The 21,110-nt window shown below is 58.2% G+C and carries 13 protein-coding genes and 3 pseudogenes; 14 read left to right on the forward strand and 2 right to left on the reverse strand.

The features are described 5' to 3' along the window. Positions 1 to 73 precede the first annotated feature (73 nt). From gyrA to M1B34_RS21400, 11 genes and pseudogenes are all read left to right on the forward strand, one after another. A pseudogene (gene gyrA / locus M1B34_RS21350) lies at positions 74 to 2,741 on the forward strand (DNA gyrase subunit A). A 64-nt stretch (positions 2,742 to 2,805) separates the two neighbouring features. Further along, positions 2,806 to 3,891 carry a 3-phosphoserine/phosphohydroxythreonine transaminase gene (serC, locus tag M1B34_RS21355; protein ID WP_123328802.1) on the forward strand — a complete coding sequence of 362 codons (1,086 nt, stop codon included), beginning with the start codon at positions 2,806 to 2,808 and terminating at the stop codon, positions 3,889 to 3,891. Continuing rightward, entirely contained in the window at positions 3,891 to 4,985 is a 1,095-nt protein-coding gene (gene pheA / locus M1B34_RS21360; RefSeq protein WP_123328279.1) for a prephenate dehydratase, read from the forward strand. The genes serC and pheA overlap by 1 nt, the downstream gene beginning before the upstream one ends. 10 nt (positions 4,986 to 4,995) lie before the next feature. Beyond that, complete coding sequence (hisC, locus tag M1B34_RS21365) at positions 4,996 to 6,108, forward strand: histidinol-phosphate transaminase (RefSeq protein ID WP_268266161.1); 1,113 nt, start codon at positions 4,996 to 4,998, stop codon at positions 6,106 to 6,108. 28 nt (positions 6,109 to 6,136) lie between these two features. After that, a complete protein-coding gene (locus M1B34_RS21370; RefSeq protein WP_259740343.1) occupies positions 6,137 to 8,344 on the forward strand; it encodes a bifunctional prephenate dehydrogenase/3-phosphoshikimate 1-carboxyvinyltransferase in 2,208 nt (735 codons plus the stop codon). Continuing rightward, positions 8,341 to 9,029: pseudogene (gene cmk, locus M1B34_RS21375) on the forward strand ((d)CMP kinase). The gene M1B34_RS21370 and the pseudogene cmk overlap by 4 nt, the downstream one beginning before the upstream one ends. Positions 9,030 to 9,150: 121 nt before the next feature. After that, positions 9,151 to 10,845, forward strand: coding sequence for a 30S ribosomal protein S1 (gene rpsA / locus M1B34_RS21380; RefSeq protein WP_123328275.1), 1,695 nt, complete (start codon positions 9,151 to 9,153; stop codon positions 10,843 to 10,845). Positions 10,846 to 11,005: 160 nt separating this feature from the next. After that, positions 11,006 to 11,287: a hypothetical protein gene (locus tag M1B34_RS21385; protein WP_268261606.1), complete on the forward strand. Its 282-nt coding sequence runs from the start codon at positions 11,006 to 11,008 to the stop codon at positions 11,285 to 11,287. A 154-nt stretch (positions 11,288 to 11,441) separates the two neighbouring features. Then, complete coding sequence (ihfB, locus tag M1B34_RS21390) at positions 11,442 to 11,747, forward strand: integration host factor subunit beta (protein WP_268266162.1); 306 nt, start codon at positions 11,442 to 11,444, stop codon at positions 11,745 to 11,747. Between the two features lie 839 nt (positions 11,748 to 12,586). Beyond that, positions 12,587 to 14,581 carry a polysaccharide biosynthesis protein gene (locus M1B34_RS21395; protein ID WP_268266163.1) on the forward strand — a complete coding sequence of 665 codons (1,995 nt, stop codon included), beginning with the start codon at positions 12,587 to 12,589 and terminating at the stop codon, positions 14,579 to 14,581. A 111-nt stretch (positions 14,582 to 14,692) separates the two neighbouring features. Beyond that, the gene (locus M1B34_RS21400) at positions 14,693 to 15,025 is read left to right on the forward strand and encodes a ComEA family DNA-binding protein (protein ID WP_123328273.1); all 333 of its coding nucleotides are present in this window, start codon (positions 14,693 to 14,695) and stop codon (positions 15,023 to 15,025) included. A gap of 164 nt (positions 15,026 to 15,189) precedes the next feature. On the opposite strand, the gene M1B34_RS21405 is transcribed toward M1B34_RS21400, so the two are convergent. After that, positions 15,190 to 15,357 carry a DUF2897 family protein gene (locus tag M1B34_RS21405; RefSeq protein WP_123328272.1) on the reverse strand — a complete coding sequence of 56 codons (168 nt, stop codon included), beginning with the start codon at positions 15,355 to 15,357 and terminating at the stop codon, positions 15,190 to 15,192. A gap of 130 nt (positions 15,358 to 15,487) precedes the next feature. Beyond that, positions 15,488 to 16,851, reverse strand: a pseudogene (gene eat, locus M1B34_RS21410) (ethanolamine permease). 334 nt (positions 16,852 to 17,185) lie between these two features. Between eat and kdpF the strand changes: the two are divergent. Genes kdpF through kdpB form a run of 3 tightly spaced genes read left to right on the forward strand, consistent with a single transcriptional unit; the run spans position 17,186 to position 21,091 of the window. Then, positions 17,186 to 17,275 (forward strand): K(+)-transporting ATPase subunit F, encoded by a 90-nt coding sequence (gene kdpF, locus M1B34_RS21415; protein WP_123328800.1) that lies wholly within the window; start codon positions 17,186 to 17,188, stop codon positions 17,273 to 17,275. 11 nt (positions 17,276 to 17,286) lie between these two features. Next, entirely contained in the window at positions 17,287 to 18,981 is a 1,695-nt protein-coding gene (gene kdpA, locus M1B34_RS21420; RefSeq protein WP_123328270.1) for a potassium-transporting ATPase subunit KdpA, read from the forward strand. 10 nt (positions 18,982 to 18,991) lie between these two features. Then, on the forward strand, positions 18,992 to 21,091 hold the full coding sequence (kdpB, locus tag M1B34_RS21425; protein ID WP_123328269.1) for a potassium-transporting ATPase subunit KdpB: 2,100 nt from the start codon (positions 18,992 to 18,994) through the stop codon (positions 21,089 to 21,091). Positions 21,092 to 21,110: the final 19 nt, after the last annotated feature.

Here is a 21,110-nt window from a genome sequence, read left to right on the forward strand (position 1 = left end):
CCTGCAGCGGCGAGCTTCGTTCGTCCCATATGGATGTGACGAAGTTTCACCAGAAAAAGGAATCAGGCTTCTCATGGGCGAACTGGCCAAAGAAATCCTCCCGGTCAATATCGAAGACGAGCTGAAACAGTCCTACCTCGACTACGCGATGAGCGTAATTGTCGGGCGGGCACTGCCTGATGCGCGCGATGGCTTGAAGCCCGTGCACCGGCGTGTGCTGTTCGCGATGAGCGAGCTCGGTAACGACTGGAACAAGCCGTACAAGAAATCTGCCCGTGTTGTCGGTGACGTGATCGGTAAGTATCACCCTCACGGTGATACCGCGGTGTACGACACCATCGTTCGGATGGCCCAGCCATTTTCCTTGCGCTACCTGCTGGTAGACGGCCAGGGCAACTTCGGTTCGGTCGACGGCGACAACGCGGCGGCCATGCGATACACCGAAGTGCGCATGACCAAGCTGGCGCACGAGCTGCTGGCGACCTGCATAAAGAAACCGTGGACTGGGTGCCGAACTACGACGGCACTGAAATGATCCCGGCGGTCATGCCGACCAAGATCCCCAACCTGTTGGTCAACGGCTCCAGCGGTATCGCCGTGGGCATGGCGACCAACATCCCGCCGCACAACCTCGGTGAAGTCATCGACGGTTGTCTGGCGCTGATCGACAACCCCGAACTGACTGTCGACGACCTGATGCAGTACATCCCCGGTCCGGACTTCCCGACCGCGGCGATCATCAACGGTCGTGAAGGCATCATCGAGGCCTATCGCACCGGCCGTGGTCGCATCTATATGCGCGCCCGCTCGATTATCGAAGACATCGACAAGGTCGGCGGCCGCCAGCAGATCGTCATCACCGAGTTGCCGTACCAACTGAACAAGGCCCGTCTGATCGAGAAGATCGCCGAGCTGGTGAAAGAGAAGAAGCTCGAAGGCATCACCGAGCTGCGCGACGAGTCCGACAAAGACGGTATGCGCGTTGTGATCGAGCTGCGTCGTGGCGAAGTGCCGGAGGTGATCCTCAACAACCTCTACGCCCAGACCCAACTGCAAGCTGTATTCGGTATCAACATCGTCGCGCTGATCGATGGCCGCCCACGGATCCTTAACCTCAAGGATCTGTTGGAAGCCTTCGTTCGTCACCGTCGCGAAGTGGTGACCCGTCGTACCGTGTTCGAACTGCGCAAGGCGCGTGAGCGTGGCCACATCCTTGAAGGCCAGGCCGTTGCCCTGTCCAACATCGACCCGGTCATCGCCCTGATCAAAGCCTCGCCAACGCCGTCGGAAGCCAAGGAAGCGCTGATCAGCACCCCTTGGGAATCCAGTGCGGTGATGACCATGGTCGAGCGCGCCGGCGCCGACTCCTGCCGTCCGGAAAACCTCGACCCGCAATACGGTCTGCGCGACGGTAAGTACTTCCTGTCCCCGGAGCAGGCGCAAGCCATCCTGGAACTGCGCCTGCACCGCCTGACCGGCCTCGAGCATGAAAAACTGCTGGCCGAGTACCAGGAGATTCTCAATCAGATCGGCGAGCTGATCCGCATCCTAAACAGCGCCACGCGCCTGATGGAAGTGATCCGCGAAGAGCTGGAAGTGATCCGTGCGGAGTATGGCGATGTGCGTCGCACCGAAATTCTCGATGCCCGTCTCGACCTGACCCTGGGTGACATGATCCCGGAAGAAGAGCGCGTAGTGACCATCTCCCACGGTGGTTATGCCAAGACCCAGCCACTGGCTGCGTACCAGGCCCAGCGTCGTGGCGGTAAAGGTAAGTCGGCTACTGGCGTCAAGGATGAGGACTACATCGCTCACCTGCTGGTCGCCAACAGCCACACCACGCTGCTGCTGTTCTCCAGCAAGGGCAAGGTGTATTGGCTGAAGACTTACGAAATTCCCGAAGCATCCCGTGCCGCTCGCGGTCGTCCGCTGGTCAACCTGTTGCCGCTGGACAGTGATGAGTACATCACCACCATGCTGCCGGTCGACGAGTACACCGAAGGTCACTTCATCTTCATGGCCACCGCCAAGGGCACCGTGAAGAAGACCCCGCTGGAATCCTTCAGCCGTCAGCGCAGCGTGGGCCTGATCGCCCTGGAGCTGGATGAAGGTGACGTACTGATCTCGGCGCCATCACCGATGGCGAGCGTGAAGTCATGCTGTTCTCCGATGGCGGCAAGGTCACTCGTTTCAAAGAGTCCGACGTCCGTGCCATGGGCCGTACCGCTCGCGGTGTGCGCGGTATGCGCCTGCCGGAAGGGCAGAAGCTGATTTCCATGCTGATCCCGGAAGAAGGCAGCCAGATCCTCACCGCCTCGGCGCGTGGTTACGGCAAGCGTACGGCTATCAGCGAGTTCCCAGAGTACAAGCGTGGCGGCCAGGGTGTGATCGCCATGGTCAGCAACGAGCGTAACGGCCGTCTGGTCGGTGCGGTCCAAGTGCTGGATGGCGAAGAGATCATGCTGATTTCCGACCAGGGCACTCTGGTGCGTACTCGTGTGGGCGAAGTGTCCAGCCTGGGTCGCAACACTCAGGGCGTGACCCTGATCAAGTTGGCCAGTGATGAAACCCTGGTGGGCCTGGAGCGGGTGCAGGAGCCATCGGAAGTCGAAGGCGACGAGCTGGAAGGCGAAGAGGGTGCCGAATTCGAAGGAGCCGTGCTGGATGCGGTGACCGATGCGGATGACGCAACCGAAGGCCAACAGGCAGATGCCGCAGGCGAAGAAGAGTCGCAAGACTAATTAAATCGTAGCAGGGCAGAGTGTTTGCTCTGTCCGCTACCGTGAATGCATAGCGAGAGTGGATGTGAGCAAACGAGCCTATAACTTCTGCGCAGGTCCCGCTGCGCTACCTGAAGCTGTCCTGTCGCGTGCCCAGGCCGAGTTGCTGGACTGGCATGGCAAGGGTCTGTCGGTCATGGAGATGAGCCATCGCAGTGATGAGTTCGTGTCCATTGCCACCAAGGCCGAGCAGGATCTGCGTGACCTGCTGAATATCCCCTCGAACTATAAAGTGCTGTTTCTGCAAGGTGGCGCCAGCCAGCAATTTGCTCAGATCCCTCTGAACCTGTTGCCCGAAACTGGCAAGGCCGACTATATCGACACCGGTATCTGGTCGCAGAAAGCCATCGAAGAAGCCTCGCGCTACGGCCACGTGAATGTGGCGGCGACGGCCAAGCCTTACGACTATTTCGCCATTCCTGGCCAGAACGAATGGCAGCTGTCCAAGGACGCGGCTTACGTGCATTACGCACCGAACGAAACCATCGGCGGCCTGGAATTCAACTGGATCCCGGAAACCGGCGATGTACCGCTGGTGGCCGACATGTCTTCGGACATCCTCTCCCGTCCTGTGGATATCTCGCGTTTCGGCATGATCTACGCCGGTGCCCAGAAAAACATCGGCCCGAGCGGCATCCTGGTGAACATCATTCGCGAGGACCTGCTGGGTCGTGCCCGTTCGTTGTGCCCGACCATGCTCGATTACAAGGTCGCGGCCGACAATGGCTCCATGTACAACACTCCGCCAACCCTGGCCTGGTACCTCTCGGGCCTGGTGTTCGAGTGGCTCAAGGAGCAGGGCGGCGTAGAGGCCATCGGCAAGCTCAATGACGTCAAGCAGCGCACGCTGTACGACTTCATCGACGCCAGCGGCCTGTACAGCAACCCGATCAACAAGTCGGATCGCTCGTGGATGAACGTGCCGTTCCGTCTGGCTGATGATCGTCTGGACAAGCCATTCCTGGTCGGTGCTGAAGCTCGCGGCCTGCTGAACCTCAAGGGCCACCGCTCGGTCGGCGGCATGCGCGCCTCCATCTACAACGCCGTCGACATCAACGCGGTCAACGCGCTGGTGGCGTACATGGCAGAGTTCGAGAAGGAACACGGCTAATGTCTGAGCAAGAACTCAAGGCACTGCGCGTACGCATTGATGCTCTGGACGCCAAAGTCCTGGAGCTGATCAGTGAGCGTGCGCGCTGCGCCCAGGAAGTCGCGCGAGTCAAGATGGCCTCGCTGGCCGAAGGCGAAGTGCCGGTGTTCTATCGTCCTGAGCGTGAAGCTCAGGTGCTCAAGCGGGTGATGGAGCGCAACCAGGGGCCGCTGGGCAACGAAGAGATGGCGCGGTTGTTCCGCGAAATCATGTCCTCGTGCCTGGCGCTGGAACAGCCGCTGAAAGTGGCTTATCTCGGCCCGGAAGGCACCTTCACCCAAGCGGCGGCCATGAAGCATTTCGGCCACGCGGTGATCAGCAAGCCGATGGCGGCGATCGATGAAGTGTTCCGCGAAGTGGCGGCCGGTGCGGTGAATTTTGGCGTTGTTCCGGTGGAAAACTCCACCGAGGGCGCGGTCAACCACACCCTCGACAGCTTCCTTGAGCACGACATGGTGATCTGTGGCGAAGTCGAGCTGCGCATTCACCACCACCTGCTGGTGGGTGAAAACACCAAGACCGACAGCATCAGCCGGATCTACTCCCACGCTCAGTCCCTGGCGCAGTGCCGCAAGTGGCTGGACGCTCATTACCCGAATGTCGAACGCGTGGCGGTGTCCAGCAATGCCGAGGCAGCGAAGCGGGTCAAGGGCGAGTGGAACTCCGCGGCAATCGCCGGCGACATGGCTGCAGGCTTGTACGGTCTGATTCGCCTGGCCGAGAAAATCGAAGACCGTCCGGACAACTCCACGCGGTTCTTGATGATCGGCAATCAGGAAGTACCGCCCACGGGCGACGACAAAACCTCGATCATCGTTTCCATGAGCAACAAACCGGGTGCGCTGCACGAACTGCTGGTGCCGTTTCATGACAATGGCATCGACCTGACGCGGATCGAGACTCGACCTTCGCGCAGCGGCAAATGGACCTATGTGTTCTTTATCGACTTCGTTGGCCATCACCGTGATCCGTTGATCAAGGGTGTGCTGGAGAAGATCAGTCAGGAAGCAGTGGCACTCAAGGTGCTGGGTTCCTACCCGAAAGCGGTTCTCTGAGGCTTTGACAATGAGTGGCGACTTCCTCGCGCTGGCCCAGCCAGGCGTGCAACAACTTTCGCCTTACGTTCCGGGCAAGCCTGTGGACGAACTGGCGCGTGAGCTGGACATCGATCCGTCGCGGATCGTCAAGCTGGCGAGCAATGAAAACCCTCTGGGCGCCAGCCCGCGGGCGTTGGCGGCGATTCGTGATGAGCTGGCGGAGCTGACCCGCTATCCGGATGGCAACGGCTTCGCCCTCAAGACCCTGCTGGCCGAGCGCTGTGGGGTAGAGCTTGACCAGGTGACCTTGGGCAACGGTTCCAATGACATCCTCGAGTTGGTGGCCCGTGCCTACCTGGCTCCTGGTTTGAATGCGGTATTCAGCGAACACGCGTTTGCGGTGTATCCGATCGTGACTCAGGCCGTCGGGGCTGACGTGCGCGTAGTGCCTGCCAAGGCGTGGGGGCACGACCTGCCGGCCATGCTCCAGGCCATCGACGCCAACACCCGCGTAGTCTTCATCGCCAACCCGAACAACCCGACCGGGACCTGGTTCGGTGCCGAGGCGCTGGACGAATTCCTGCAAGACGTGCCCGCCCACGTATTGGTGGTGCTGGATGAGGCTTATATCGAGTATGCCGAGGGCAGCGACCTGCCGGACGGCCTGGATTTCCTCGCGGCCTACCCGAACCTGCTGGTCTCGCGAACCTTCTCCAAGGCCTATGGCTTGGCCGCTTTGCGTGTGGGTTATGGCTTGTCGACGCCGGTGGTGGCCGATGTGCTGAACCGCGTGCGCCAGCCTTTCAACGTCAACAGCCTGGCCCTGGCTGCCGCCTGTGCAGCATTGCAGGACGCTGATTACCTGGCGGAAAGTCGGCGCCTGAACGAGGCGGGCATGCAGCAGTTGGAGGCCGGCTTCCTGGCGCTGGGCCTGAGCTGGATCCCTTCCAAGGGCAACTTCATTGCTGTGGACCTGGGGCAGGTGGCGGCGCCGGTGTTTCAGGGCCTGTTGCGTGAGGGCGTGATCGTGCGGCCGGTGGCCAACTACGGCATGCCGAACCACTTGCGTATAACCGTCGGGCTGCCGGCGGAGAACAGCCGCTTCCTCGAAGCGCTGACCAAGGTTCTGGCTCGTGGGTGATGTCATTTCAATGCAATCTGCCAAGCCTATGATCGGTCGCCTAGTGGTGGTCGGCCTGGGGCTGATTGGCGGCTCCTTTGCCAAAGGCCTGCGTGAAAGCGGTGTTTGTCGTGAAGTGGTCGGCGTCGATCTCGACCCGCAATCCCGTCAGTTGGCGGTTGAGCTGGGGGTGGTGGACCGATGTGAGGAAGACCTGGCGCTAGCGTGCCAGGGGGCTGACGTGATTCAGCTGGCGGTGCCGATCCTTGCCATGGAAAAGTTGCTGGCCCTATTGGCGGGCATGGATCTGGGGCAGGCGATCCTGACCGACGTCGGCAGTGCCAAGGGCAACGTGGTGCGTGCTGCCCGCGAAGCCTTTGGTGCCATGCCCGCGAACTTCGTGCCCGGGCATCCGATCGCCGGCTCCGAGCAGAGCGGTGTCGAAGCCTCCAACCCCCAGTTGTTCCGTCGACATAAGGTGATTCTGACGCCGCTGGCGCAGACGGATCCGACCGCACTGGCCGTGGTCGACCGGCTTTGGCGCGAGCTGGGGGCGGATGTCGAGCACATGCAGGTTGAGCGTCACGATGAAGTGTTGGCCGCGACCAGTCATCTGCCGCACTTGTTGGCGTTTGGTTTGGTCGACTCCTTGGCCAAGCGCAGTGAAAATCTCGACATCTTCCGTTACGCTGCTGGCGGTTTCCGCGATTTCACGAGAATCGCCGGCAGTGACCCGGTCATGTGGCATGACATCTTCCTCGCCAATCGCGAAGCGGTTTTGCGCACACTCGATACATTTCGCAACGACCTCGACGCCTTGCGCGACGCGGTCGATGCAGGGGACGGGCACCAGCTGTTGGGCGTATTCACTCGCGCCCGGGTTGCCCGCGAGCATTTCAGTAAAATCCTGGCCCGCCGGGCCTATGTGGACGCTATGAATTCCAACGACCTGATTTTCCTGGCAAATCCTGGTGGCCGCCTCAATGGGCGGATTCGTGTACCAGGCGACAAATCGATTTCTCACCGCTCGATCATGCTCGGCTCCCTGGCTGAAGGCACTACCGAAGTCGAAGGCTTCCTCGAGGGTGAAGATGCCTTGGCAACGCTCCAGGCGTTCCGTGATATGGGGGTGGTGATCGAAGGCCCGCACCATGGTCGCGTGACCATTCACGGCGTTGGCCTGCACGGCCTCAAGCCTGCTCCGGGCCCGATCTATCTGGGTAACTCCGGCACTTCGATGCGTCTGTTGTCGGGCCTGCTGGCCGCACAGAACTTCGACAGCACCCTGACCGGGGATGCCTCGCTGTCCAAGCGTCCAATGAATCGCGTAGCCAACCCGTTGCGAGAAATGGGCGCGGTCATCGAAACCGCACCGGAGGGCCGTCCACCGATGGTCATTCGCGGTGGTCACAAGCTCAAGGGCCTGACTTACACCATGCCGATGGCCAGCGCCCAGGTGAAATCCTGCCTGCTGTTGGCTGGTTTGTACGCTGAAGGCAAGACTACGGTCACTGAGCCTGCGCCGACGCGGGACCATACCGAGCGCATGTTGCGTGGTTTCGGCTACCCGGTAACCGTCGAGGGCGCTACGGCGTCGGTCGAGTCTGGCGGCAAGCTGAAGGCGACCCATATTGAAGTGCCGGCGGACATTTCCTCCGCGGCATTCTTCCTGGTGGCTGCTTCCATTGCTGAAGGTTCCGAGTTGGTGCTTGAGCACGTCGGCATCAACCCGACTCGTACCGGGGTGATCGACATCCTGCGCTTGATGGGCGCGGATATCAGCCTGGAAAACCAGCGCGAAGTCGGTGGCGAGCCAGTAGCGGACCTGCGGGTTCGGGCGGCTAAGCTCAAGGGGATCGAGATTCCCGAAGAGCTGGTTCCATTGGCGATTGACGAATTCCCGGTGCTGTTCGTGGCGGCGGCCTGCGCTGAAGGCCGTACCGTGCTGCGCGGCGCGGAAGAGTTGCGGGTAAAAGAGTCGGATCGTATTCAGGTGATGGCTGATGGCCTGCTGGCCTTGGGCGTCAAGTGCGAGCCAACCCCGGACGGGATCATCATCGACGGTAGCCAGATTGGCGGTGGTGAAGTACACGGTCACGGCGATCACCGTATTGCCATGGCGTTCAGTGTGGCCTCGTTGCGGGCCAATGCGCCGATCCGTATTCACGACTGCGCCAACGTTGCCACCTCTTTCCCGAACTTCCTCGCCTTGTGCGCCCAAGTCGGTATCCGCGTTGCGCAAGAGGCCAAGTCGTGAACATCAAGGCACCCGTGATCACCATCGATGGGCCAAGCGGGTCTGGCAAAGGCACTATCGCCGGCATTCTCGCCAAGCGTTTGGGCTGGTGCCTGCTGGACTCCGGTGCCCTGTATCGCCTGCTGGCGTTCGCTGCCCGGAATCACGGTGTGGATCTGACCAATGAGGAATCGCTGAAGCTGCTGGCGGCTCATCTGGACGTGCAATTTCTTGGGGCGACCGAAGGTCATCCGCAACGCATCATCTTGAAGGGGATGATGTAACCGACGACCTGCGCAATGAGCAGGTTGGTGCCTGGGCATCCCAAGTGGCGGCGCTGCCGGCAGTGCGTGACGCACTGCTGCAGCGTCAGCGGGCCTTTCAAGAGCCCCCTGGGTTGGTGGCTGATGGTCGCGATATGGGCACCGTGGTGTTTCCCGGCGCTCCATTGAAGATTTTCCTGACCGCCAGCGCCGAGGAACGTGCCCGTCGCCGTTACTTGCAGTTGAAGGGAAAAGTCGATGGTGTTAGTCTGTCGAGTCTGCTAGATGAGATCCGTGCACGCGACGAGCGTGATACCCAGCGCGCAGTAGCCCCGCTCAAGCCGGCGGCTGACGCCATACTGCTGGATTCTACGGAGTTGTCCATCGATCAGGTGCTTGAACGCATCATGAGTGAAATCGCCATTCGCGATATCGCCGGATGAACAAGAAAGGGCGCAGGGGACCAGTCATAGTCCTGCGGTCTTTCTTTTATATGAACGTAACCCACATCGTCTGGGATGTGGCAGATGGGCGTATTCTTCGCCCTTATCAACAGGAATTAAAATGAGCGAAAGCTTTGCGGAACTCTTTGAAGAAAGCCTAAAAACCCTGAACCTTCAGGCAGGCTCCATCATCACCGGTGTTATCGTTGATATCGATTACCAAGCTCGCTGGGTAACCGTTCACGCTGGCCTGAAGTCTGAAGCACTCATCCCGCTTGAGCAGTTCTACAACGACGCTGGCGACCTGACTATCAACGTCGGTGACGAAGTTCACGTTGCGCTGGACTCGGTTGAAGATGGCTTTGGTGAAACCAAGCTGTCCCGTGAAAAAGCCAAGCGCGCTGAATGCTGGATCGTTCTGGAAGCAGCCTTCGCAGCCGAAGAAGTGGTCAAGGGCGTTATCAACGGTAAGGTTAAAGGCGGCTTCACTGTCGACGTTAACGGCATCCGTGCGTTCCTGCCAGGTTCTCTGGTTGACGTCCGTCCAGTGCGCGACACCACGCACCTGGAAGGCAAAGAGCTCGAGTTTAAAGTCATCAAACTCGACCAGAAGCGCAACAACGTTGTCGTTTCCCGCCGTAGCGTCCTCGAAGCCGAGAACTCCGCTGAGCGTGAAGCTCTGCTGGAATCCCTGCAGGAAGGTCAGCAAGTCAAAGGTATCGTCAAAAACCTCACCGATTACGGCGCATTCGTCGATCTGGGTGGCGTCGATGGCCTGCTGCACATCACCGACATGGCTTGGAAACGTATCAAGCATCCTTCCGAAATCGTCAACGTTGGCGACGAGATCGATGTCAAGGTTCTGAAGTACGATCGCGAACGCAATCGTGTTTCCCTGGGCCTGAAGCAACTGGGCGAAGATCCATGGGTCGCTATCAAGGCTCGTTACCCAGAAAGCACCCGCGTTACCGCTCGTGTAACCAACCTGACCGACTACGGCTGCTTCGCTGAGCTGGAAGAAGGCGTTGAAGGTCTGGTACACGTTTCCGAAATGGACTGGACCAACAAGAACATCCACCCTTCGAAAGTCGTACAAGTCGGCGACGAAGTGGAAGTTATGGTTCTGGACATCGACGAAGAGCGTCGTCGTATCTCCCTCGGCATCAAGCAGTGCAAATCTAACCCATGGGAAGATTTCTCTGGCCAGTTCAACAAGGGCGATAAAATCTCCGGCACCATCAAGTCGATCACCGATTTCGGTATCTTCATTGGTCTGGACGGCGGCATCGACGGCCTGGTTCACCTGTCCGACATCTCTTGGAACGAAGTGGGCGAAGAAGCCGTCCGTCGCTTCAAGAAGGGCGACGAGCTCGACACCGTCATCCTGTCTGTTGATCCAGAGCGTGAGCGTATCTCCCTGGGTATCAAGCAGCTGGAAAGCGATCCGTTCTCCGAGTACGTACAAGAGAACGACAAAGGCGCAATCGTTAAGGGGGTTGTAAAAGAAGTTGACGCTAAAGGCGCCATCATCACCCTGGCCAACGATATCGAAGCTACTCTGAAAGCCTCCGAAATCAGCCGTGACCGCATCGAAGATGCGCGTAACGTTCTGAAAGAAGGCGAAGAAGTTGAAGCCAAGATCATCAGCGTTGACCGTAAGAGCCGCGTAATCCAGCTCTCGATCAAGTCGAAAGACGTTGAAGACGAGAAAGAAGCTATCCAAAGCCTGCGCGACAAGCCAGCCACTTCGGATATCGCTGCTGGTCCTACCACTCTGGGCGACCTGCTGCGTGCACAGATGGAAAAACAGAACTAAGTTCTGTCAGACCATAAAAAGGGCGACTTCGGTCGCCCTTTTTTGTGCCTGGAATTTTTTGCGGGATCGGAACGCGCTTTTATCCATGAGCTAATTGCTCATTCAAGTCTAGGCTTCACCTGAGTGATGGCAGAGCAGCGCCTGCTGCATAGGGATGAGAATGAGCAAGCTAAGTGTCGTTGTTGTCTTGGCTCTCTTGGTGGGGTGCACGACCAATGTAAAGACCCATGCGGTGCGCGGGGTGAGCGGTATAGAGGTTGATTGTTCAGGCCTGGGGGGCACCTGGGAGCAGTGTCACAAGCGTGCAGCACGCGAATGCAAGCTTCAGGGCTATAAGGTCATTACCCGGTCTGATGACGCAAAAGAAGAGGAGGGAGACTACCCCTTTGGCTGGAACCCGGCGGGATACCTGACTCGCACCATGCTGGTCATGTGTAAGTAGTAGAAGTTTAGGGCTTTCTAGAGCTTCAGCCGGGGTGTTGGAGGTACAAGCTGGTTAAGTGAAGATAAGTCAATAGGTGGGCTGTTCAAAGTCGTCTCGGCATGCTAAAACCTTTTGAGAACTTTCCTAGCTGCTTGAAAAAGAAGGGAAAAATATGACCAAGTCGGAGTTGATTGAGCGAATTGTTACCCATCAGGGGCTGCTTTCATCCAAGGATGTTGAACTTGCTATCAAGACGATGCTTGAGCAGATGTCTCAATGTCTAGCGACGGGGGATCGCATCGAGATTCGCGGGTTTGGCAGTTTCTCTTTGCATTACCGAGCACCGCGAGTCGGCCGCAACCCAAAGACCGGAGAGTCCGTTAGCCTTGATGGCAAGTTTGTTCCTCACTTCAAGCCAGGAAAGGAGCTCAGGGATCGAGTGAATGAGGATGAGGAAGAGGGTGTGGATTTTCATTAATCACCTGCTTGGTGTCGATGTAGGTCAGTTGTGCTTACGATAAGTGAACTCGTAAGTTATAACGCTGCTAGTGATTGCTTGGCAGTTTTTTTAATTTTTGTAGTGGCTGGTTCTTAGGTTGCTCTTGGCGAATTTAAAAGTCATTGATGCAAAAAAATAGTGGGTCTGCATTTTAATAAGCTTCTTGTCGGGTTGTTTGATCTGTTTAGAGGTGTTTATTGGGTGGTCTGTAGTTTTAATATTTTAATTTTTTGGGGTTTGTTGTTTTTTAATATCTAATTTTTGGTTTTTTTCTTCGTTTTCTGAAAATTTATTTTTAATTCTTTTGGTTGTTTTTTAGATTTTTTCTAAATTAATTTAATAAAGATTTTTTACTAAAGCGCTCTCTATTTGGAAGTTTAGAATTTCTGATTGAATCGTTACCTTCAGTTGAGTTTAAGTGTAGGTCGTGGTTTTCGTGTAGGATTAAAAGTGGCTATTCCTATATCCGCTGTTCGTCGGTGATTACAGCAAAGCTATCGCCTAATAAAGGTGTAACCAAAAAATCAAGTTTTGGGGGGCTAAGTAGGAAATAAAATTGACGGTGGTGCATCGCCGAGGTGCCATCATGTTGATCCAATGACCACAAAATGACCAAAAAAGTTGGATGGGGCTAAGTCGATCCTGAACCTTGCTTTGAGGGGCGTCAGTGGTTTTAGTCGTGAAGTTTCATGCTTGAGGGCTTCAGAACGGTTTAAAATATGACGACGTTAAGCGGCAGGCGTCGCTGTGGGATTCAAGCGCGATAGCGTTGCAAATGCTGATTTTACTTTAGGAGAGGGCTGGTGCAGGAAGGGTTAATGGATAAGCTACGAGCAGGCATGTTGGGATTACCTAAGCGCCACAAGCGTGCAGTTCAGGTGGTCACGGATGTTCTACTGGTTTGGCTTGCCCTGTGGTTGGCGTTCCTCGTTCGTCTTGGGATTGAGGATTTGCTAGGGCCTATAAAAACCCATTTTTGGCTCTTTATGTCTGCACCGGTCGTTGCCATACCTATCTTTATCCGGTTTGGCATGTACCGTGCCGTCATGCGGTATTTTGGCAATGATGCACTGATTACCATTTGCAAAGCTGTCAGCCTTTCAGCCTTGCTACTGGCGTTGGTGGTGTTCTGGTATAGCAATCACGAAGCCGTGGTGCCTCGTTCCATCGTATTCAACTACTGGTGGCTCAGCCTTGTCATGATCGGTGGCCTGCGATTGATGATGCGCCAGTATTTTCTGGGCGATTGGTTTACTGCCTCTCAATATGTTCCTTTTGCCAATCGCGACAATGGTCTGACCAAAGTCGCGATTTACGGCGCAGGAGCCGCCGGTAATCAATTAGTCGCCGCTTTGCGAATGGGGCGAGTGATGCGGCCGGTGGCGTTTATCGACGATGACAGCAGTATTGCAGACCGGGTGATTTCAGGTTTGCAGGTGTACAAGCCGAAGTACATCCAGCAGATGATCGATGTAACCGGTGCGGAGGAAATCCTCCTGGCTGTCCCCTCATCCTCGAGAGGGCGTCGACGTGAAATTTTGACGTTGCTCGAACAATTTCCCTTGCACGTTCGCAGTGTTCCCGGATTTATGGATCTGGCCAGTGGTCGAGTGAAGGTCGATGACATTCAAGAGGTGGACATTGCTGACCTGCTTGGACGGGACGCTGTGCCAGCTCAAGCGGATTTACTAGAACTTTGCGTTGTCGATCAAACCGTTTTAGTGACAGGCGCTGGTGGTTCGATAGGGTCTGAACTTTGCCGCCAGATTCTCTCTCTCAAGCCTAAAACGCTGCTGCTGTATGAGCACAGTGAATACAATCTTTATAATATTCTTTCTGAGCTCGAGCCCCGTATCTCGCGGGAGTCTTTGCCTGTTCGACTACTACCTATTCTCGGCTCTGTAAGAGATCAGAATAAGTTGTTGGATATTATGAAAACGTGGAGAGTTGATACCGTTTATCACGCAGCGGCTTACAAACATGTGCCTATGGTCGAGCACAATATTGCCGAGGGCGTGCTTAATAATGTGATTGGCACGCTGAGTACCGCACAAGCCGCCTTGCAGGCTGGAGTGGCGAATTTTGTGTTGATCTCTACGGATAAAGCAGTACGCCCCACCAATGTTATGGGTAGCACCAAGCGCCTCGCCGAACTCACATTGCAGGCGCTTAGTCGTGAAGTTGCCCCGGTTTTTTTTGGTGACAGGTTCAATGTTTCCCGAGTCAACAAAACCCGTTTCACCATGGTGCGCTTTGGCAATGTATTGGGTTCTTCCGGGTCGGTGATTCCGCTGTTTCACAAACAGATCACCTCTGGAGGGCCGCTGACAGTCACGCACCCCAAGATCACCCGCTACTTCATGACCATCCCCGAAGCGGCGCAACTGGTCATCCAGGCTGGTTCCATGGGGCAGGGCGGAGACGTATTTGTCCTGGACATGGGCGAACCGGTGAAAATAGCTGAGTTGGCAGAGAAAATGATTCATCTGTCCGGACTTAGCCTGCGCTCGGAAAAGAATCCGCAAGGCGATATCGCCATTGAGTTCACCGGCCTGCGCCCTGGTGAAAAGCTTTACGAGGAGTTACTGATTGGCGACAACGTTTCTGCCACTCAGCACCCGATGATCATGAGCGCCAACGAAGATCACCTGCCGTGGGAGGTCTTGAAGGCTAAGTTGAGCGAACTCCTTGCTGCCATTGATCAAGACGACTATCCGAGGGTGCGTCAGTTGCTTCGGGAAACGGTCAGCGGTTACTCGCCTGACGGGGAAATTGTCGACTGGATTCATCAGCAGCGCCGTTTGGAACCTTGAGCCTACATAAGCTGTAACTCAGTGGTTTTTGACTTGCTCGTGGCATCACCTAGGTTAGGGAGGCAGCTTTGGAAAAGCTGCTTTCCCAATCGATGTCATGGAGTGTCACCTATGCGTATCCCTTATTTTTCCTCGCTGATCTTCGCTCTGTTGGCCAGCACTTCCCTGGTCGTTAACGCTGCCCCTGCTGTTTCGGCTCAGACAAGCCCCGCCGTGATCGAGGCGCCCACTGCCGCCGACCGGGTAAACAAGGTCAACCTGAACACCGCAGATTTGCCGACGCTGCAGCGTGAGCTGTTCGGTATTGGTGCGGCCAAGGCCAAGGCAATCGTCGACTATCGCGATAGCCATGGGCCTTTTGCCTCCGTGGATGAGTTGCTGGAGGTCAAAGGCATTGGCAAGACGCTCCTGGAGCGCAACCGGGACAAACTCGAGGTCAATTGACGGAGCGTTGGTTTGGGCGGAGGCCGGTCAATGACCGGCCTTCAACCGTTTAAGCGTCTTGTGCGTTACACATTGTTCAAGTGTCTGGAGTGTCGTTAAAGCTTCAAGCCTTGCCTTGAAGTATCCAGAAGCCCCTTGGCCATTGCAGCCAGGGGCTTTGCAGGTTAACGGTCTTGCGCTTCCTTGGCGTCCATTTGTGCGTTGCGTTCGGCCACGCGCTTACGTTGCTCATCGGTCAGCTCTACCTTGTTGGCGGTATCACGCAACATCATCAAGCCGCCGACAATCGAACCGATTGCAATCACCAGAATCAACCAGGCATACCAGGGCATAGGGCTCTCCTTAACAGCAGGCCGGGTGGCGAAGGGGTTCGCTCGCGGGCCTGCCTGTACCACTTTGAGTGAAGGTATTTCACAGTGGTTCCATTGTATGCCTGATCCTTTGGCCCCGCTTTGGCGCGGTTTACAGCCCGGTCAACATGGCGTCTGCCGGCGCATCGGCACGCAACTGGGCAGTGAGTTGGAAGTAGACGAAGCCTGCGGCCATGAAACCCAGGAAAATCAGGCCGATCAGGGTGTTGAACCAAGCCATGGCGACCAGGCACACCACGGCCAGGACCAAGGCGATGGCCGGTACCAGCGGGTAGCCTGGAGCGCGGAAGGTGCGTTCCAAATCGGGTTCGGTCTTCCGCAGTTTGAACAGGCTGAGCATGCTCATGATGTACATCACGATGGCGCCGAAGACTGCCATGGTGATCATCGCCGCGGTCAGGGTCATGCCGCCGAGGTTGATCAGGCCGTCGCTGTAGATCGCCGCGATACCGATCAGCCCGCCGGCAATGATGGCGCGGTGCGGGGTCTGGAATCGCGATAACTTGGCCAGCGAGGCCGGCAGGTAGCCTGCGCGGGCCAGGGCGAAGAATTGCCGTGAGTAACCAAGAATGATCCCGTGGAAGCTGGCCACCAGGCCGAACAGGCCAATCCACACCAGCATGTGCAGCCAGCCGGAACTGTCGCCGACCACGGTTTTCATGGCCTGGGGCAGGGGATCGTTGATGTTCGACAAGGTTCGCCAGTCACCCACGCCGCCGGCGAAGAACATCACCCCCATCGCCAGGAAAACCAGGGTCAGGATGCCGCTGATGTAGGCTTTGGGAATGGTGCGTTTAGGGTCCTTGGCTTCTTCGGCGCCATCGCGGCGCCTTCGATGGCCAGGAAGAACCAGATGGCAAAGGGAATGGCGGCAAACATGCCGGCAATCGCCGGGGCACCAAAAGTATCGGAGCCGGCCCATCCATTGAGGGCGAAATTGCTGAAGCTGAAGGCCGGCGCCACCACTCCCATGAACACCAGCAGTTCGGCCACGGCCAACACGCACACCACCAACTCAAAGGTAGCGGCCAGTTTTACCCCGAGGATGTTCAGGCCCATAAACACGAAATAGGCGCCAACCGCGGCGTGCTTTGGGTCCAGGGCGGGGAACTGCACGTTCAGGTAGGCGCCGATGGCCAGGGCAATGGCTGGTGGGGCGAAGACGAATTCAATCAGGGTCGCGAGCCCGGCAATCAGCCCGCCTTTTTCGCCGAAAGCCCGGCGGCTATAGGCAAATGGGCCACCTGCGTGAGGAATCGCCGTGGTCAGTTCGGTGAAGCTGAAGATAAAGCAGGTGTACATGGCCGCGACCATCAGTGACGTGAGCAGAAAGCCCAATGTCCCGGCGACGCCCCAGCCATAACTCCAGCCGAAGTATTCCCCGGAGATCACCAGGCCGACCGCGATGCCCCATAAATGCAACGTCCCCAAGGTGGGTTTTAGTTGTGTGTTCATCGGTTGCTCCCTGAACGGTTTGAAGTGCTCCAAAGGGGCTGTGCATCGGCTGTGCCAGTCTGCAAAAAAGCGTCGCAAAGGCTGAAAAGCTGTCGTATCGAGGATGTTCAGCGCTATTTCCCAGGAAAAAGCGCTCAGCGTGGTGCAGGGGCATGCAACGCCCAAGGGCATCGTGATCAACGCCCATCGCTCTCAGATCGCCGACAGGCCGGGCAATGCGGCCAGTCTTTACGCTTTCTTTATGCCCTGTGCGCGGCCTCGCTCTCGTTCCTTTACGGCGCTCCTGGGGACAATCCCCCTACACGCGGCAATCGCCGTACGACGGAGAAATTCCATGAGCGTTCTGGACGGGGTGTCACTGCTGCTGGCAGTGGGGCTGTTCGTTTATCTACTGGTTGCGCTGTTGCGCGCGGATCGGAACTAGGAGCTGCGGTTATGCACAGTAATGACTATTGGCTGATCCTCGCCTTCTTTGCCCTGGTGCTGTTGCCGGCCCCTTTCCTGGGGCGTTTTTATTACCGGGTCATGGAGGGGCAGCGCACCTGGCTGAGTCCGTTGCTCGGTCCTGTGGAGCGGGGCTGTTATCGGCTGGCCGGGGTTGATCCGCAGGCTGAACAGAGCTGGCAGAAGTACACGCTGGCCTTGCTCGCGTTCAACCTTGCAGGTTTTCTCCTGCTGTTCGCGATGTTGTTGTTTCAAGATCACCTGCCCCTCAACCCGCAGCACTTGCCGGGCCAGGAGTGGACCTTGGCCTTCAACACGGCGGTCAGCTTCATGACCAACACCAACTGGCAGTCCTACAGCGGTGAGGCGTCCCTGAGCTACCTCAGCCAGATGGCCGGCCTGACGGTGCAGAACTTTGTCAGCGCTGCCACCGGGCTTGCGGTGCTGGTGGCCCTGTGTCGCGGTATCGGCCGGCGTTCGGCACAGACCCTGGGTAACTTCTGGGTCGACATGACTCGCGCCACTCTTTATGGGCTGTTGCCTCTGTGTCTGTTGTTGGCGCTGTTCCTGGTCTGGCAGGGGGTGCCACAAACCTTTGCCCAGTATGTGAATGCGTTGACGGTGCAGGGCGCCGATCAAGTGATCCCGTTGGGGCCGGCAGCCAGTCAGATTGCGATCAAGCAACTGGGCACCAATGGCGGGGGCTTTTTCGGTGTCAACTCGGCCCATCCCTTCGAGAACCCGACCGCCTGGAGCAACCTGTTCGAACTGGCCTCGATCATCCTCATTCCGGTGGCCCTGGTTTTCACCTTTGGTCACTACGTGAAAGACCTGCGGCAGAGCAGGGCCATCGTCGCCTGCATGCTGGCCTTGTTCCTGATTGGCGGTGCCACTTCGCTGTGGGCCGAATACCAGCCCAACCCGGCGCTGAATAACCCGGCGGTCGAGCAAGCGGCGCCGCTGGAAGGCAAGGAGTCACGCTTCGGAACCACCGCCACCGTGCTCTGGTCGGTGACCACCACGGCGGCGTCCAACGGTTCGGTCAACGGCATGCACGACAGCCTCAACCCCCTCAGCGGAATGGTGGCGTTGATCAACATGATGGTTGGCGAGGTGATCTTCGGCGGTGTTGGGGCCGGTCTTTACGGCATGTTGCTCAACGTGCTGATCGCGGTGTTCCTGGCCGGCTTGATGATCGGTCGTACCCCCGAATACCTGGGCAAGAAGCTTCAGGCCAAGGAAGTGCAACTGCTGGTGTTGACCCTGATGGTGATGCCGATCGGCGTGCTGGTGCTGGGTGCGATTGCCGCCAGCCTGCCTGGGCCGGTGGCCGCAGTCAGCAATCCCGGGGCCCACGGCTTCAGCCAGTTGCTCTACGCCTACACCTCTGCCAGTGCCAACAACGGTTCGGCGTTTGGCGGCTTTGGCGCTAACACGCCCTTTCATAACCTGATGCTGGGGTTGGGCATGTTGATTGGCCGTTTCGGTTACATCCTTCCGGTACTGGCCCTGGCCGGCAGCCTGGCGTTGAAGAAAACCGCGCCCATCGGCCAGAACAGTTTTCCCACCCATGGCCCGCTGTTCGTGGCGTTGCTGACGGTGACCATCTTGCTGGTGGGCGGCTTGACCTTCCTGCCGACCCTGGCGTTGGGCCCGATCGCCGAACACCTGAGCATGGGCTTCTGAGGATTCCAACATGAATATGCAGATTCCAGCCTCGAACAAGGCCGCTTCCCAGGTTGCCGAGGGCCAGCGCACCAACGCCAGGCACGGCGCCTCCGAGCAACAGAAAACCTCCATCGCAGCGCTCTGGCGCCCGGCGCTGGTGCAAGCCTTCGTCAAACTCGACCCGCGCCAGTTGCAACGCTCGCCGGTGATGCTGGTGGTCGAGCTGACGGCGATCCTCACCACCGTGCTGTGCTTTATTCCCGACACCGCGGTGCCGACCTTCGTCGCGGCGCAGATCGCCCTGTGGCTGTGGTTCACCGTGCTGTTCGCCAACTTCGCCGAAGCCTTGGCCGAAGGTCGTGGCAAGGCTCGTGCCGACAGCCTTAAAGCGGGCAGTGAGGGCCTCAGTGCGCGGCGTCGGCAAGCCGATGGTGGCTTCCAGATTGTCCCGGCCGCTCAGTTGCGCAAAGACGATGTGGTGCGGGTTGAGGCCGGGGAGATGATCCCCGGTGACGGCGAAGTCATCGAAGGCATCGCGGCGGTCAACGAGGCAGCGATCACCGGCGAATCTGCGCCGGTGATTCGTGAGTCCGGGGGCGACCGCTCGGCCGTCACCGGCAACACCCGGCTGGTGTCCGATTGGCTGCTGGTGCGGATCACTGCCAACCCGGGGGAGTCGACCCTGGACCGCATGATTGCGCTGGTGGAGGGCGCCAAACGCCAGAAAACCCCCAATGAAGTGGCCCTGGACATCCTGCTGATCGGCCTGACTCTGATCTTCCTGCTGGTGGTCGTGACGCTGCAGCCCTTCGCCCACTTCGCCAACGGCAGCCTGCCGCTGGTGTTTCTGGTGGCCTTATTGGTGACCCTGATCCCTACCACCATTGGTGGCCTGCTGTCGGCCATCGGCATCGCCGGCATGGACCGCCTGGTGCGCCTGAACGTGATCGCCAAGTCCGGCCGCGCGGTGGAAGCGGCGGGGGACGTGCACGTGCTGCTGCTGGACAAGACCGGCACCATCACCTTTGGCAACCGTCGTTGTGCGGCGATTCATGCTGCCCCGGGCGTGACCGCCAAGGAAATGGCCGAAGGCGCCTTGTTGGCGTCCCTGGCCGACGACACGGCGGAAGGCAAATCCATCGTTGACTACCTGCGCGGACTTTATCCACAGCCTGAGCCGGGTGCCGATGCATTGATTGGTGTGCCGTTCAGCGCCGAAACCCGTTTGTCGGGGGTGGATTACCAAGGCCGTGTTTACCGCAAGGGGGCGGTGGATTCGCTACTCAGCTTCGTCGGCCAGCAACGCAGCGACCTGGCGCCGGCCCTGTCGCGGGAAATCGACAAGATTGCCCAGAGTGGCGGCACCCCGTTGCTGGTGTGTGCCGAGGGCCGGTTGTTGGGCGCCATCCACCTCAAGGACGTGGTCAAGCCCGGGATTCGTGAGCGCTTCGCCGAGCTGCGCAAGCTGGGGATTCGTACGGTGATGGTCACCGGCGACAACCCCTTGACCGCTGCGGCCATCGCCGCTGAAGCGGGAGTGGATGACGTGTTGGCCGAAGCCACTCCGGAGAAGAAGCTGGCACGGATTCGTCATGAGCAAAACGACGGGCGCCTGGTCGCCATGTGCGGTGACGGCGCCAACGACGCCCCGGCCCTGGCCCAGGCGGATGTGGGCATGGCCATGAACGACGGCACCCAGGCCGCCCGCGAGGCCGCCAATATGGTGGACTTGGACAGCGATCCGACCAAGTTGCTAGACGTTGTGCAGATCGGCAAGGAACTGCTGGTTACCCGTGGCGCCCTGACCACCTTTTCCATTGCCAACGACGTGGCCAAGTACTTTGCCATTTTGCCGGCCCTGTTCGCGGCGATTTATCCACAGCTTGGCGTGCTCAACATCATGGGCTTGAGCAGCCCGCAGAGTGCGATTCTCTCGGCCATTGTTTTCAACGCCCTGATCATCGTAGTGCTGATTCCCCTGGCCCTGCGCGGTGTGCGGGTGCAGGCGGCGAGTGCGGCGCATCTGCTGCGGCGCAACCTGCTGATCTATGGCGTGGGCGGGATCGTGGTGCCGTTCGTGGGCATCAAGCTGATCGACATGCTGCTCACCGCACTGCATCTGGTGTAACCCTTTTTGCAGGGGCCGG

The organism is Pseudomonas morbosilactucae (assembly GCF_023241715.1).
In the GTDB taxonomy this organism is placed as follows: domain Bacteria; phylum Pseudomonadota; class Gammaproteobacteria; order Pseudomonadales; family Pseudomonadaceae; genus Aquipseudomonas; species Aquipseudomonas morbosilactucae.

Coding starts and splice junctions, on each gene's coding strand:
- hisC (WP_268266161.1), top strand. CDS start 4,996: ATGAGTGGCGACTTCCTCGCGCTGGCCCAGCCAGGCGTGCAACAACTT.
- M1B34_RS21370 (WP_259740343.1), top strand. CDS start 6,137: ATGATCGGTCGCCTAGTGGTGGTCGGCCTGGGGCTGATTGGCGGCTCC.
- M1B34_RS21395 (WP_268266163.1), top strand. CDS start 12,587: ATGGATAAGCTACGAGCAGGCATGTTGGGATTACCTAAGCGCCACAAG.
- M1B34_RS21400 (WP_123328273.1), top strand. CDS start 14,693: ATGCGTATCCCTTATTTTTCCTCGCTGATCTTCGCTCTGTTGGCCAGC.
- kdpA (WP_123328270.1), top strand. CDS start 17,287: ATGCACAGTAATGACTATTGGCTGATCCTCGCCTTCTTTGCCCTGGTG.
- kdpB (WP_123328269.1), top strand. CDS start 18,992: ATGAATATGCAGATTCCAGCCTCGAACAAGGCCGCTTCCCAGGTTGCC.
- kdpF (WP_123328800.1), top strand. CDS start 17,186: ATGAGCGTTCTGGACGGGGTGTCACTGCTGCTGGCAGTGGGGCTGTTC.
- ihfB (WP_268266162.1), top strand. CDS start 11,442: ATGACCAAGTCGGAGTTGATTGAGCGAATTGTTACCCATCAGGGGCTG.
- rpsA (WP_123328275.1), top strand. CDS start 9,151: ATGAGCGAAAGCTTTGCGGAACTCTTTGAAGAAAGCCTAAAAACCCTG.
- M1B34_RS21385 (WP_268261606.1), top strand. CDS start 11,006: ATGAGCAAGCTAAGTGTCGTTGTTGTCTTGGCTCTCTTGGTGGGGTGC.
- M1B34_RS21405 (WP_123328272.1), bottom strand. CDS start 15,357: ATGCCCTGGTATGCCTGGTTGATTCTGGTGATTGCAATCGGTTCGATT.
- pheA (WP_123328279.1), top strand. CDS start 3,891: ATGTCTGAGCAAGAACTCAAGGCACTGCGCGTACGCATTGATGCTCTG.